14 protein-coding genes are annotated in these 13,729 nt (G+C 34.5%); 6 read left to right on the forward strand and 8 right to left on the reverse strand.

All coding sequences use genetic code 11. The features are described from left to right. Window positions 1-114 precede the first annotated feature (114 nt). Window positions 115-1,041 carry an acetylxylan esterase gene (locus BR73_RS0122045; RefSeq protein WP_033168028.1) on the reverse strand — a complete coding sequence of 309 codons (927 nt, stop codon included), beginning with the start codon at window positions 1,039-1,041 and terminating at the stop codon, window positions 115-117. 48 nt (window positions 1,042-1,089) lie between these two features. Beyond that, window positions 1,090-1,809, reverse strand: a complete 720-nt coding sequence (locus BR73_RS28460) for a helix-turn-helix transcriptional regulator (protein ID WP_081848837.1) — start codon at window positions 1,807-1,809, stop codon at window positions 1,090-1,092. Between the two features lie 201 nt (window positions 1,810-2,010). Between BR73_RS28460 and BR73_RS0122055 the strand changes: the two genes are divergently transcribed. The 5 genes from BR73_RS0122055 to BR73_RS0122075 all read left to right on the forward strand — a co-directional run bounded on the left by BR73_RS0122055 (window position 2,011) and on the right by BR73_RS0122075 (window position 4,787). Then, complete coding sequence (locus BR73_RS0122055; protein ID WP_033168029.1) at window positions 2,011-2,532, forward strand: PadR family transcriptional regulator; 522 nt, start codon at window positions 2,011-2,013, stop codon at window positions 2,530-2,532. 71 nt (window positions 2,533-2,603) lie between these two features. Continuing rightward, window positions 2,604-3,188 carry a flavodoxin family protein gene (locus BR73_RS0122060; protein ID WP_033168030.1) on the forward strand — a complete coding sequence of 195 codons (585 nt, stop codon included), beginning with the start codon at window positions 2,604-2,606 and terminating at the stop codon, window positions 3,186-3,188. After that, complete coding sequence (locus BR73_RS0122065; RefSeq protein WP_033168031.1) at window positions 3,185-3,691, forward strand: flavodoxin family protein; 507 nt, start codon at window positions 3,185-3,187, stop codon at window positions 3,689-3,691. The genes BR73_RS0122060 and BR73_RS0122065 overlap by 4 nt, the downstream gene beginning before the upstream one ends. Beyond that, window positions 3,688-4,338: an NAD(P)H-dependent oxidoreductase gene (locus tag BR73_RS0122070; protein ID WP_033168032.1), complete on the forward strand. Its 651-nt coding sequence runs from the start codon at window positions 3,688-3,690 to the stop codon at window positions 4,336-4,338. The genes BR73_RS0122065 and BR73_RS0122070 overlap by 4 nt, the downstream gene beginning before the upstream one ends. Further along, the gene (locus BR73_RS0122075; protein WP_033168033.1) at window positions 4,335-4,787 is read left to right on the forward strand and encodes a DUF4345 domain-containing protein; all 453 of its coding nucleotides are present in this window, start codon (window positions 4,335-4,337) and stop codon (window positions 4,785-4,787) included. The genes BR73_RS0122070 and BR73_RS0122075 overlap by 4 nt, the downstream gene beginning before the upstream one ends. A 363-nt stretch (window positions 4,788-5,150) precedes the next feature. Here the strand turns inward: BR73_RS0122075 and BR73_RS0122080 are convergent, their stop codons facing one another. The 6 genes from BR73_RS0122080 to BR73_RS0122105 all read right to left on the reverse strand — a co-directional run bounded on the left by BR73_RS0122080 (window position 5,151) and on the right by BR73_RS0122105 (window position 12,422). After that, the gene (locus BR73_RS0122080) at window positions 5,151-6,008 is read right to left on the reverse strand and encodes a nitroreductase family protein (protein WP_033168034.1); all 858 of its coding nucleotides are present in this window, start codon (window positions 6,006-6,008) and stop codon (window positions 5,151-5,153) included. 354 nt (window positions 6,009-6,362) lie between these two features. After that, complete coding sequence (locus BR73_RS0122085) at window positions 6,363-7,364, reverse strand: NADP-dependent oxidoreductase (protein WP_033168035.1); 1,002 nt, start codon at window positions 7,362-7,364, stop codon at window positions 6,363-6,365. A gap of 374 nt (window positions 7,365-7,738) precedes the next feature. Beyond that, window positions 7,739-8,548 (reverse strand): nitroreductase family protein, encoded by an 810-nt coding sequence (locus BR73_RS0122090; RefSeq protein ID WP_033168036.1) that lies wholly within the window; start codon window positions 8,546-8,548, stop codon window positions 7,739-7,741. A gap of 647 nt (window positions 8,549-9,195) precedes the next feature. Beyond that, the gene (locus BR73_RS0122095; RefSeq protein ID WP_033168037.1) at window positions 9,196-9,774 is read right to left on the reverse strand and encodes a TetR/AcrR family transcriptional regulator; all 579 of its coding nucleotides are present in this window, start codon (window positions 9,772-9,774) and stop codon (window positions 9,196-9,198) included. A gap of 514 nt (window positions 9,775-10,288) precedes the next feature. Then, on the reverse strand, window positions 10,289-11,689 hold the full coding sequence (locus BR73_RS27825; protein ID WP_051685489.1) for an AraC family transcriptional regulator: 1,401 nt from the start codon (window positions 11,687-11,689) through the stop codon (window positions 10,289-10,291). 154 nt (window positions 11,690-11,843) lie between these two features. Continuing rightward, a complete protein-coding gene (locus BR73_RS0122105; protein ID WP_033168038.1) occupies window positions 11,844-12,422 on the reverse strand; it encodes a TetR/AcrR family transcriptional regulator in 579 nt (192 codons plus the stop codon). A 153-nt stretch (window positions 12,423-12,575) separates the two neighbouring features. Between BR73_RS0122105 and BR73_RS0122110 the strand changes: the two genes are divergently transcribed. After that, a complete protein-coding gene (locus tag BR73_RS0122110) occupies window positions 12,576-13,727 on the forward strand; it encodes an alpha/beta hydrolase (RefSeq protein WP_033168039.1) in 1,152 nt (383 codons plus the stop codon). The last annotated feature ends 2 nt before the right edge of the window (window positions 13,728-13,729 follow it).

A 13,729-nucleotide genomic window follows, 5' to 3' on the forward strand; every position in this document is an offset into this window, starting at 1 on the left:
CAACTATAAACCATGAAGTAATAGACAGGTCAATACGCAATTACAGCAACCATTACAGCAATTCTTATTTCTACTTAATATGATACTATTCCATACATTTCTTTTATAACATCGTTAAGCATACATACGAACCCAAGATAATAAAAGCATTACAAATTCTCTTGAATATCTATGCTCTAAATTATCAAAATAATTATACGAACAAGTACCAGGTAATAATTCAGATAAAGATTTTATAGCTTTGGCAGGACAGATATTGTCTTTTCCACCTGCAGTTAGCAATACCGGACAATTTAATCTTTTAACATGAGAAATAGTGTCTACAAATCCCAAAGCTCGCCATCCGCCCTCTATATTATCAACAGAACAAAGCGGTTGGTAGTTATAAGTAATAGCTCCCACACTCTTTGCCATAGGCAAATTAGTAAGGAAAGGTACATCTGCCGCTACACATCTTACTCCTTTATCTTTAAAAATCGAACCTAATAGCAAAGAGCATCCTCCGCCTTGACTTGTTCCAAAAAATGAAATCCTATCTTCTATTACTTCAATTTGTGCCATTGCCCACTTTATTGCTAAAATACAGTTCACAAGCCATTGTTTATATCCTTTTTCGGCATAGCTTATTACCGTGTCAGCCAATACAGGCCAAGTATTATCTTGTTGTTTGCTTTTATCCGGTCCATTTGGCGTAGCATATCCTAGTGGCGAAATGTGAAGAACATTATATCCTTGTGATACCAGTTCTGGGTGAGTACTAATTTCTGCACCATATCCAGGAGTATGGATCAGTAATGGTGCTGGTCCAGACATTACTGGTTGCCAGTATCCATAAAACTCATCCATACTTTCAGGTTTGAATTTTACATATCTAAACTCGTTTTTTACATGTCTAATCCCAAAACTGAAGGAAAATCCATTGTCAGAAAGAACTTCAACATCACATTTTATTGAGTCCGCCATTTTCCATATAGATTCCACCCATTTATCCACCTCTTCAGGTATTGGATAATTTTTATATTCTTCAAATTTTGAATCCATTGTCTATCTCCTTTTTTTACTTGATAATTGTATTCTTTTGCCATCCATTTAATTTTTACCTACAATTTCCTTTGCCGTAATATTTAATCTATCATTTTCAGATTCATAATCTCTTAAAATATGAAGCGCTTTTTCATTAAGAGCACCATATAAAACAGCAGCTTCAACTTGAGGATAGATATATTCTGCGTACGGTAGCATAATCCTGATTAATCTATAATCAAGATCACCTTCAAGGATTTTTTGAAATATTATTGAAATTGAATTTCCGTCAAGAAACGGAATTAATCGTTCAAGCAAATTTTCATTGATTGTGTCATATGTTGCGTTTTCCAGCAGTTTGACAACTGCATCATCATTTATGTATTCCGCAAGTGAAACAATGCTTGAAATATCTATTCCATGTTTTGCAAGACCTTTTGCCATCTTATCAAGTAAACTGGGCTTTAGCAACGGTGCGATATTTACAATATCAGATATGCATTGCTTATCCAATTCACTGCATAAATCTTGCCCCTCCACAGCGCTTTCAAGAATGGCGGCTTCCTTTTCAGTTGGATGACCGGAACTAATAAGTTCATCAAGAGTGATGCCGAAAACATCTGCAACTTCAATTAAAATAGATATATCGGGGAAACTGTCTCCACACTCATATTTTGATATTGCCTGCCGGGTCAGGTTAAGTCGTTCAGCAAGTTCAGTTTGTGTCATGTCTGTTTTCTTACGAAGCCTTGAAATATATGCACCAAATTTTTTTATATCAAACATAAAAGATACCTCCTTATATTCAGAATATCTTTTATACAAAGGCAAATCAAGCAAAGGATAGTTGCTATTATTGCTCTCCCTTTAACAGACAAGGAGATAATTCGCTTTTGATTTACCAAATTTTAATTGACAAGCAAGTGTATTGTTGTTACAATTTCAATATATCAATTCGATATATAAATAAACGTTATGGAGATGCTTATGTTAGAATATATAATTTTAGGGATGCTTATGCAAAAAGAAATGAGCGGATATGATTTGAAACAATGGATGTCAGAGTGTACCTCTTACTTTTTTGATGCAAGCTTCGGTAGCATATACCCTGCTCTGAAAAGAATGGAGCAAAAAGGTTATATTATTTATCGTGAATCAGTAGAGGACGGTAAATTCAAAAAACTGTATTCTATTTCCGATCTGGGAAAAGAATATTTTCTTCACTGGCTTGAGCAGCCTATTGAGTTCGTAAAAGCAAACCATAATTATTTGGTTAATATTTATTTCTATAAGTACTTATCTACTGATGTTGCAATTAAAAATCTGAAAGAATTTGTTAAAGTTTTAGAACAACATCTGAATCAACTGAATGGGCAAAAAGAATATGCGGAAAATAATTATAATATAAAACATAATTTTGCGTATTCTACTGTTACTTGTGGCGTTCATTATTTTCAAGCAATAATTATTTGGTGCAATGAATTGATTTTTCATTTAGAGAATAGTTGAATGTATGTTTTTATTGCCTATGGTATCGAATCGATATATATAAAAATGATATAAATTAAGGAGAAATCAATATGAAAATTTTAACCATTTTAGGGAGTCCCCAAAAAGCAGGAAAAACAGCAACGGTATTGAAATTTGTTGAAGAAAAGCTCACAGCAAAGGGGGATGAGATTATTCGGGTAAATGCTGCAGAAAAACAAATCAGTGGTTGCCGAGGTTGCTATGCCTGTATGAAGGCACAAGATTCACCAGGTTGTGTTCTTCAAGACGATATGTATGATGTTTATTCAAAAATGATTTCAGCCGACGCAATCATAATAGCTTCTCCTATATATTGTTATGAATTAACTTCACAAATCAAGCCTTTGTTAGATAGAAGCTTTGCACTTATGTACACACCATTACTCGATGAAAAAACCGTTGCAGGTTTAATTACCTGTATGGGTGAAGAAAATGGCAATGCCGATCTCGTAACAAAAGCTTTTCATAGGATGTTCGACTCCTCACAAAAAAGTATATTCCAAACAAAATTAGCAGGAACATATGTTGTTTCAAACAGCCGTGCAGAAGACTTTGAAAGTAGGGCAAAAGCTGTAGCAGGCAAACTTGCTGATGATATTTTGTCTACGCTCCAAAACAGGAGGATTACAGTATGAAATTATATATACACGATTTGTCTGAACAGGATTTTAAAGATATTGTTCAAGTACAAAATTGCGATACGGTTATTTCTTCAAAAGACAAGGTCCAGAGTTGTTTAGGGTGTTATGGTTGTTGGCTGAAAACACCAACAAAATGTGTGATAGGTGATAAATATAGTGATTTAGGGAATATGTTTGCTTGCTGTGATGACATCATTATTATTAGCCGCTGCTATTACGGTGGTTTTAGCCCTTTTGTAAAAAGCATCGTTGATAGAAGTCTATCCTACTTACTGCCTTATCTTGAAGTGCATGACGGAGTTAGCCGTCATAAAATGAGATACAAAAAAAGAATAAATGCAATCCAGACATATTTTTATGGCGAGGACATAACACAAGAAGAAAAAGAAACTGCGGAACAAATTCTATTAAACAATAGCCATCAATTTAACATAAAAAATAAGCCGATTGCAAAGTTCTGTACATCGGTAAGTGAATTGAAAGGATTGAAATTATGAGACTCTCTTTCGTTAATGCAAGCCCTAAGCCTAATGAAAGCACATCAGGGCTGCTCTTACAATATTTAAAAACCAAGCTATCGTCAAATGCTCAAATTGAGGAATTCCAGATTAGCACTCAGGAACTTTCTACTGAGAAAATCGAAAAAATTTTAGACGTTGATGCGGTTATTTTTGCATTGCCAATATACATGGATTCCTTACCGTCCCACCTCTTATATTCATTGTTTCAGATTCAAAACTATGCAAGAGGCAAGTCCATCAAAAAACCTGTTATCTATACAATTGTCAACGGCGGTTTTTACGAGGGTGAACATTCAAAGCTTGCAATTGATATGATGAAGCATTGGTGTAAGAAAACGGGACTTACATGGGGCCAGGCTCTTGGAAGCGGTGCCGGTGATATGTATGGCTCCCTTCCAAAACTGCCAATAGGAAAAGGGCCAAGCATAAATTTAGGGAAAGCACTTGATGAAATTGCAAAAACAATCAATGGCTTAAATAGCGGTAATAATATAATTGTATCTCCCAATATACCACGCTTCGCTTGGAAAATGGGGGCCTTAATGTTAGTGTGGAATAAACGAGCCAAAGCAAATGGTTTATCTAAAAAGGATTTATATTATAAGGGACGTGAATTAGTATGAAAAAAGATAATATCGCATACAACAGCTTAAAGAAAAAAAATATATCCAAGCGTATCATGCAAGTGATACTTGGGTTAACAAGTATTTTATCAATTTATACAGCTTATTTGGGAATCGCTTATGGAGCAGTTAACTGGTACTATGGATTTGCTGATAGCCAGGAATATTCAAAGAGTCTTCTTATGCTGGACAGCAATATACGGTTTTATAGTGGCCTATGGTTAGGCATTGGCATAGTTTTACTTTGGATAATCCCAAGGATCGAACATGAAAAGACATTGCTTCGGGTCATAGCAATATTCTTTTTCCTTGGAGGAATAGGGCGTTTAATTTCCATACTAACTTGTGGCATACCTTCATCTGTCTATTTTATTTATGTACTTCTCGAATTGAGTTTCCCACTCCTGACACTATGGCAGAAGCGTATCTTTAATTTATATTACCATTAATCAGCAGTTGTCTAAATATATTAGGTAATTCTTCCTTAGTATAGCATCGTTCAAACTGCTCATATATACAAATTGATTTACGTACCTCATTTAATTCTAACTTGTTATAAATAAAACCGACTTCATATAATCGTTTACGGAAGGATTAATCACTCCAATATACATTCTTCCTTTGTTATCGATAATACTAATAATATATTTTGCTGGTTTCTTAAGAAGCATTTTTGATTACCTTGGATTCTGAAATTTTCAAATTATTAATGTCGCACCATTCACATAGAAGTATGAACTATTTACTGGAGTAAAATAGTCACATATCAAAATCAAACGGTCACTTGCGTATTTGTCAATCCTTTGTAACTCTCATTTCATAGTATTACTTTTTTCTATCTTCCATGATATTATATAGTTTGTATTTGCAGGTATATGTATTTTTACATTTTCCAATTTTTCAAAGTGCCCTGCTAATCCACGTTCTAAGGCTGTCTGATGGAAATGGCTTAAAGCAATTCCAAGATCCACTTTTTTAATCATTTTGTCCTCGTCACTTGCATTACTTTTGTGTGTCTCAAAAAAATGATACGCGTCTTGTTTTTTTACTACTCTCCATGGCTGTGCATTGGTAGCAGAAGGTGCAAGTCGAAGCATCTCCAATGCATTAACATATTCATTTGCATCTTTCCTTGAAAATGCATTTCCAAAAGAATCCTGAAAGAAAATTTCTTCCCATGGCTTCCGTTTATCCGACTTCATTGTTTTCCTCATCAGGCTTTCTGTAATGCTCTTTTTACCGGTTGCATATCCAATCGGTGAAATTGCTGGAAATAGTTCATCTTTTTGAATATCCATAGCTTTTTCGAATTGCTCTCTACTAAAAGTAGCGGCAAGCCATACGGTGGCAAGACCCATATTAGTAGCAATCAGTACAAGATTTTCAAACTGATAGCCGGCAGCCACAAGTCCTAACTCTGTTTTATCAGTCGTTACACCTAAAAATGTATTAGCACCTTTTATCACTCCGTAGGTGCCTAGTTTTTCACCATTTGAAACTGTATCTTTTTCAATAAGAAGAACTCGAACATTTTCTCCAAATGGATTTGTTAACTGGCTTATCTCATTCACTAATTTTTCTTTGTCAATTTTTGAAAGTTTTTTTGAATCATAAGTTCTTGTACTAACTCTCTTTTTAATCGTTTCTTCTATTGGAATATTTATCTTCATTTTTCTTCCTCACTTTTTTATTTTTGATATACTCACAGGGAAATACCTTTGCGTTCTTGAGCTTTTTACTACTTTTAAACACAAAAAACTTTCAAGCTCATTCAAATTAGTCCTAAATCCATTTCTCTGTAACTCTGCTATCACGATTTCTACCTTGCTTGCAACAAATTTTGCAATTACCAACAAACATGTTTGTATTCTATCTTCAGTTTGAATGATTTATTCTGTTATTCATTGGACGAATCCTGCTCACTGGGATTCATTATTTCTAATGATGGTGCTACCTCCTTATGTGACATAATTTATATGTGACATAATTTAATTGAAATATATATCAACTCTAACATCTGTTTATTAAAATCTGATAACGACTTTTCCTTTTGTATGACCTTGCGCTACGAGATTCAGTGCTTTATTAATGTCTTCAATTCGAAATTCAGTCGGGTCCACCGCTGGTACAATCCTATTATCTTCAATGATTTTCTTAAGCTTCTCTAATTGCGCTCCGTCACTTCGAACAAAAATGAAGCGATATTGAACACCTTTTTTCCTCGCTTTATTATCATATTTAGCCCCAGCAACAGCAAAGAGCTTTTGTTTCCAACCAAGAATTTTATGATCTACTGCAAAACGCTTGTTAGGACCGGTACGCAGAGAAAGAAGCCTACCTCCCTGCTTAAGAATTGAAAGTTCATGATCAAATTCATCTGGTCCTAGTGCGTCAATCACATAATCTATGTCGCTAAGTAACTCCCAATAATTTTCTGTTGTGTAATCAATATATTGGTCTGCGCCTATCTCGATTGTCCGCTCACGTGCCTGCGAATTTCCACTGACAATCACCTTAAGTCCCATTGCCTTAGCAATAGGAATGGCCATTTGTCCAAATGACCCTGAGCCTCCTGGAATAAAAATAGTTTCTCCTGCTTCGGCTTCCAATTCTTCATGTAAGCCTTGATAAGCAGTCAATCCCGTTAATGGTGCAGCAGCCCCAGTCACAAAATCAAGATTGCCTGGCAAATGTCCGATAGCATCTACATCAATTGCAGCATATTCAGCAAAAGCACCGATTTTCGCTAGTGGCAAGCGCAAGTATATTGCATCTCCTACTTTAAAACCTTTCACCTTTTTACCTGTTTTTTCAATCACACCGGTTAGCTCATTTCCCAGAGTCAACGGAAACTCATAATCCTGAATCAGCTTTACACTGCCGGTAATAATAAGCATTTCCAATGGATTAACTGCCGCCACTTTAACCTTAACTAAAACTTCATTATCATTGATTTCAGGTATCGGAATGTCGTTTACTTCTGCCGCAATGCTTTTTGAATATTTTGCAATCTGTGCTGCTTTCATAATATAAACCTCCTATTTTTGATTTAGCCTAAATTTTGATAAGTATGGACTTTACCCATTTTATTTACTGACTAATCTCTTTGTACATGTTAGTTAATAAGAATGTCTCACGCCCATTACTATCTTCTATATCAATTAATTATAAACATCTTCTCTTATTTAGAATGATCGTTCTACTTTATGCAAAAGATTATACACTTATTAAGTCAAGGAAAAAATAAGCTATGATATGCCATTTTTTCTTTACTCGCCGATATTTTTACAAATACACGCAGCCCTAAAAGTGAATTGTGCAAAACTTCTCCTAATACTTCATCATCATATCTACAGGAAAATACATAAATATATTTCTATATAGCAGGTTGATTATTATATTATTTTTCTTTATAAAACGAAAAAGATAAAGGTTGTCTTTCTGTAAATCTTTTATAACTATACTTAGGATATCCCACCATTACAACTCCTGTTATTTTCTTATTTTCGGGAACATTAAAAATCTGATTCATAGGTGAATTTTCACTACATGCGCAAATCTCAAATATACCTGCCCAGCATGATCCAAGTCCAAGCCATGGTGCATATAATTCTAGATAAGACAAGGAGAGAACTGAATTTTCCCTTCCTTTGTAAAAATCTTTATCCGCTAATGTTACAATAATACTAGGTGCATTTCTTAAAATAGTATCCACTTTATTTTCTCTATATCCATTCACCATACCTCCCAGTCTCATGCTCCATGTTGGTTCATTCTCAAACCAATTTACACAACCTTCTACCGCTGACTCAATTATGTTTTTATCGTCTATGATTAGATAAGATATGCCTTGTGCGTTGCTGGCTGTTGGAGCCAAATGAGCAACATCAACAAGTTGTATTAATTTTTCCCTTTCGACTGGTTTGTCTTTATAAGAGCGAATTGAACGTCTTGAACGCATAAAATTCTTTGCCTCTTCTGCACTCAGATTAGGAACTCCTTCTTTTTTGCTCTGTGAAGCCAGTGGTGATTTTGAATGATCTATTGCTTCCTGTGGACATACAGCTACACAATGTCCACAGAAAAGACAGGCTTGCGGTAAAACTTCCTGGAGACCAGTACTCTCCATTTTTAATACTCCTGTGGGACATTCCTCCACACATAATCCACACGCTACACATTTTTCTTGATCTACGGTTATCAGACTCATAATCAATTTCTCCTTTTCATTTTTATTCTATTAATAAACCCTAACACTGTCGTTATATTTTATTCGCTGCAGTGATAGGTATTTATCCATCTATTTCCGATTCGACCTTACAAAGAACTCAGGTTCTACAAATATCTGTTCTACTTTCGGTAAGCTAATATCAAGCACTTCTTTTAACACATCTTCTTGCATTTTATACAGGATTACAGTCAGCTCCTCGTCGCTAATCTGATTCACAATAAGTTGATAATTCATCCCCGATAATTAAATAATGTACTCATATACAATATCATACTATATTCTATTTTCTAAAATATATGACTGTTCATTCTAAATAAATGAAATATATAAACGAGCTTCAAGCTCGCTTATATTAACTTCGGTAAAAGCAGTATTTACAGGTTCTTCAAACATAGCTTTTGAATCATAGCAATCAGCTTCTCTAAATTATCTGCCTCATTTGATCATTTCTACCATGGAAAACAAAACTGCATACAAATTATAATTATTAAATTTTGTAATTTGTGCTGCTTTGATAATTTATATCTCCATACTCTTTGCTTAATAATAACTAATAACCTGCTATATAATCAGTTATATGCTATCGCTTTTTTCCAGATCAAATCTTCAAGTTGACCCCAGAAAATTTAGTCACTTAATAAATCAAGAAAAAAATTGGCTATTTTATGCATTCTTTCTTTACTTGCCGGGGTTTTTACGAGTACTCGCAATCCTATAAGAGAATTGTGTAAAATTTCTGCTAAAAGTTCATTATCATATTTTGGTGAAAACTCACCATCTTCCTGACCCTTCTTTATAATTTCTGCAATAAAATTTTCTGCATGACTGAATGCATTTTCTGTCTTCTCTAATACCTCTTGATCCCAAGGTCCAAACTCGGTAGTAGCATTCACAAAAAGACATCCATAATGCTTATTTTCATTTCCCTCAATGATGTAATCAAAGATATATTGTATGGCCTGATATGACGTTTTTGCTCTAAGTGTTTCGGCCTTAAATTTAGCTGTACTAAATTCACCATAATGATCAATTACTTTTAAATACAGCGCATGCTTATCACCAAATGTGTCATAAATGCTTTTTCTGTGAATACCCATATGTTCCACAAGGTCACTCATAGAGGTTTTTTCATACCCCTGTTGCCAAAATACTTCCATGGCTTTCTGTAAAACTGTATTTTCTTCAAATTCTTTACTGCGTCCCATAGAATTGCCTCCTTGTATAAACTAAAATAACATTTCTAGAATGCTCAGTCAAGAATTATTTTCAGAAGACAAAGAAGAACACATTTCTTCTTTTTCTTTCACCTTCCTCACCACCTTTCGTTTTATGCTTACCTTTCAATTAATTATCTGAAACACAAACAGACCGTTCATATTCAAAAAGCTTGAAAATAAGCGGTCTGTACGACTTCTAATTATTTAATTGAATGAAAAAAAATTTTGTTTTTCTAATGAACTTATAAACTGTAGCTTCATGTGTTCCTAGACACCATATCAAGAGCACCGACACATTCAACCCATCTGAAACCGCCTTTTTTCTCTTTTTTCGGTCGCTCTGTGAGAATTGATAAAATCGCTCAAAGTGCCTAAAATCAAGGAGTTTCAGGTATCTTTCCGATGTAGTAGTATTACAGTCTCCACATGCCTTGAACGGTCGAAAAAGATGCCGGTTTAGCCTGGTGAAACCTTGGTGAAAATTTTTATTTCAAACTGTGAATCAAAGAACACAAGCAGCATCATAATAACATTGCCCAACTTTTCTGACAAGTCCGGCCAGTTCAACACGGAAATCTTTGTTTAAAAGTGCTTTACGGTTTGCATCAAAGAAATAACCCCCCTGAAATTCAACAAGTCTTTGAAGTGCCTCATCTTCTTTTTTATAAGCCTGTTTAAGGCTTTCAATCATAATTTGCATATCAGGGCAATACCCTAAAGCGCGGTTTAGATATTCTTGAATATAATACATATTGGTACCAACAGAAACCACACAACTACCATAGGTATCCAAAGGACCAGCCAGCATATCTTCATTTTTAAAATACTCGTCGCACAATAATGACTCAGCCCATTGTTCAAAAGCATTTTTTCCAAAATATATATTATCATTGGGTGCCAATGAAGCCCAAACAGGTATGTTTAGAATTGATAATCGTATACTTTCTGCAATATCTGATATCTTTGCTTTTCTTTTCAAAAAAATCAATGCTTCAGAACGATCAAGACCGTTTTTCTTCGAAAAATAATTTTCCGATGTTACCAAATCCGTTGGAATATCTTCTTTGGGCTCATCTGTGAATTGCGACCACCCAATTAATATCTCACCGTTTTCATCATAACCGCAGATTATTGAACAAACAGGGGGGCCAACAATGCCAAATGTTAAAACAGGTAAACCTTTATCTATAGATTCAACTATTTTTTGTATACATTCGCGTTTCATTCTTACTATATCGTCTTTATAAAAATATTCATATGAATATCCACAAGAATCAAATGCTGCTCTAATAGGCAATTGAGTATCCTTACATACATTTGAATATGAATCGTTATATTGCCATTTTGGCTCAATCCATATCTGTGAAAATAGGTCCCCTGTGACGCCAGCAAAAAAAAGAAAATCCATTTCATTTTTTTCATTAAGCGCTCCCATCACAGAGCCCATACAACTGGGAAACATATAATTTTCAGCTGGGTTTTCGTACAATTTTAATACATTTGGTATTAATCTTCTGGACATGGTGAATCCTCCCTTGACATTAATTTGTATTGTGAGAGGGCTGAAACATTTGAGACATTTATGGTCTGAGACCACCTCAGACGGAGTAATACCATGAAAACGTGAAAATGCTTTTGTAAAGCTTTCGGGAGTTTCATATCCGTATTTTAAAGCAATTTCTATTATTTTGCTCTTTGAGTATAATAAATCTTCTCCGGCAAGTGATAATTTTCTGTTTCGCATATATTCGCTGACGGAGAATCCCGTCACTATACGAAATACTTTATTGAAATAATCACTTGATGAAAACACATGGTTTGACACATCATCAATGCTGATATTTTCCAACAAATGTATTTCCATATAATCTATTGCTTTTTGAGTATCTTTAATCCAATCCATGTTAGCCACCTCACAGTACAATTATAGTGAAATATCTAATAATTTTCCTGTCTTTTTTCGGTTTTATCTGTCCAAAATCAATCCTCAAACAAATGGTTTTTACTCTTGACAAGCAGCCGTCTCCACGTACTCCGTCTGCACTACTTATCCCACCTTAAATTCCGATAGTCTTACATGGTCCTGCTACAAGTAATTTAACCAACTGTTCTGCAATAAAATTTGATGAATATTTCATATCATTATTTAACCACCATTTTATGGCTGACATATACAATGAAGCGATTAACTCTAAAAATAAATCTCTTGAAATTAAAATATGACCTGTAAAACTAATGTCAAGTTTCTCAATTAAAGCGTTTTCAAACTTTTTGCTTATTTCTGACATTTCTTTATCATTCAGAATTATTTTATAAAGCAAAGCATCATTTTCAACTGTCTTAAGAATAGAACTTATATTTTGGACAAAGCTATCATATTCAAGCTTCCCATCAATGATATGTGCTTCTGGAGCTACCATTTGCAGTATATTTTGTATTGCTTCCTCCATTGTTTGGTGCAAAAGATCATATTTATCGGTGTAATGAAGATAGAAGGTTGAACGGTTAATCATTGCCATATCTGCAATATTATTTATTGTTATTCCGTTAAAGCCCTTTACATCTATCAGTTTTACAAAAGCATCCCTTATTAGCTTGCGTGTCTTTATTATCCGCAAATCATTTTCAATAGACATTTTTATTCCACCTATCTATTATTTCGTGCAATAATCAACAATTATAGCAACTTCGTTGCATAAGCTGCAAATTCTATTTTATCAATCATTGAATATAAAATCTGGCTTTATTATACTACTTCTTGTAAAAACAAGAAAGGAGTTTTCAATATAATGAAAAAGTGGACAACAAAAGATTTTCCAGTAGGACTTTATAATCTACACCCAGACCCGAGCGTCAATTTTCAAATGAATCGATTTTACAATTGGACGAACGATAAAACTATGCTGGATGAAATGCGCAGAGCCAGTAATACAATCCATTCATATAATGACTTGATTAAGTCATTTATTGAGCTTGGTGAAAATTCTCTTCAAAAAAATGAAAAGTTAAAGGCCTCCTATTATTTTCGTGGCGCTGAGTTTTATTTAGCTGAATCTGATCCACGCAAACAAAATTTACGCAAAGGATTTATATCTCTTGTGAGTGATTTTTATGGCATCACGGAAAATCAGCACTATATGATTCCATATCAGAATGGGTATCTCTCAGCTTACCGTTTATCACCGGAAAATCCGAAAGACACAGTTGTTTTTTTTGGCGGTTTCGACAGCTATGTAGAAGAACTTTTTTTGATGACTATGATATTTAAAGATGCAGGATATGATGTTATCTGTTTTGACGGGCCAGGTCAGGGTACTGCATTGGAGGATTATAAAATACCAATGACACATGAATGGGAAAAGCCTGTAAAATCAATTCTTGATTATTTCAGGTTGAATGAGGTCACTTTAATTGGTATGTCACTTGGCGGCTATTTATCATTAAGGGCTGCGGCATATGAAAAAAGAGTTAAAAAAGTGATTGCATATGACATTTTAACGGACTTTTTTGATGTGCTGACGCATCAAATCGACCCTGTTTTTAGAGATACCTTAAAAGACATGATAACTCAAGAAAAAATGGAAGAGGTTAACACGGTACTGAATAAGCTCACGGAAAAAAGTTTGATGTTTGAATGGGGAATCATGCAGGGAATGCATATAACCGGTAGTAAATCTCCTTATGAATTTTTTCATAGAATGATTTCTTATAATACAGCGGCCTTTTCACATTTAATAACACAAGATGTACTTCTTCTTGCAGGACAGAATGATCATTATGTTCCGATAAAACAGTTTACAGATCAGATTTTAACGCTGACAAAGGTACACTCTCTCACCGCACGTATGTTTACACCAGAGGAAACAGCAGATACCCATTGCCAGATAGGAAATCTGGGGCTGGAGGCGGATGTCATGCTTAACTGGATAGAACAGATATAGCT

The organism is Clostridium sp. KNHs205, assembly GCF_000702945.1.
Classification (GTDB): domain Bacteria; phylum Bacillota; class Clostridia; order Lachnospirales; family Lachnospiraceae; genus Anaerocolumna.

Excerpts from the sequence above, each read along its gene's own strand:
- BR73_RS27825 (WP_051685489.1), bottom strand. The coding sequence starts at position 11,689 with ATGGATTGGATTAAAGATACTCAAAAAGCAATAGATTATATGGAAATA.
- BR73_RS0122110 (WP_033168039.1), top strand. The coding sequence starts at position 12,576 with ATGAAAAAGTGGACAACAAAAGATTTTCCAGTAGGACTTTATAATCTA.
- BR73_RS0122080 (WP_033168034.1), bottom strand. The coding sequence starts at position 6,008 with ATGAAGATAAATATTCCAATAGAAGAAACGATTAAAAAGAGAGTTAGT.
- BR73_RS0122065 (WP_033168031.1), top strand. The coding sequence starts at position 3,185 with ATGAAATTATATATACACGATTTGTCTGAACAGGATTTTAAAGATATT.
- BR73_RS0122105 (WP_033168038.1), bottom strand. The coding sequence starts at position 12,422 with ATGTCTATTGAAAATGATTTGCGGATAATAAAGACACGCAAGCTAATA.
- BR73_RS0122070 (WP_033168032.1), top strand. The coding sequence starts at position 3,688 with ATGAGACTCTCTTTCGTTAATGCAAGCCCTAAGCCTAATGAAAGCACA.
- BR73_RS0122075 (WP_033168033.1), top strand. The coding sequence starts at position 4,335 with ATGAAAAAAGATAATATCGCATACAACAGCTTAAAGAAAAAAAATATA.
- BR73_RS0122090 (WP_033168036.1), bottom strand. The coding sequence starts at position 8,548 with ATGAGTCTGATAACCGTAGATCAAGAAAAATGTGTAGCGTGTGGATTA.
- BR73_RS0122060 (WP_033168030.1), top strand. The coding sequence starts at position 2,604 with ATGAAAATTTTAACCATTTTAGGGAGTCCCCAAAAAGCAGGAAAAACA.
- BR73_RS0122095 (WP_033168037.1), bottom strand. The coding sequence starts at position 9,774 with ATGGGACGCAGTAAAGAATTTGAAGAAAATACAGTTTTACAGAAAGCC.
- BR73_RS0122085 (WP_033168035.1), bottom strand. The coding sequence starts at position 7,364 with ATGAAAGCAGCACAGATTGCAAAATATTCAAAAAGCATTGCGGCAGAA.
- BR73_RS28460 (WP_081848837.1), bottom strand. The coding sequence starts at position 1,809 with ATGTTTGATATAAAAAAATTTGGTGCATATATTTCAAGGCTTCGTAAG.
- BR73_RS0122045 (WP_033168028.1), bottom strand. The coding sequence starts at position 1,041 with ATGGATTCAAAATTTGAAGAATATAAAAATTATCCAATACCTGAAGAG.
- BR73_RS0122055 (WP_033168029.1), top strand. The coding sequence starts at position 2,011 with ATGTTAGAATATATAATTTTAGGGATGCTTATGCAAAAAGAAATGAGC.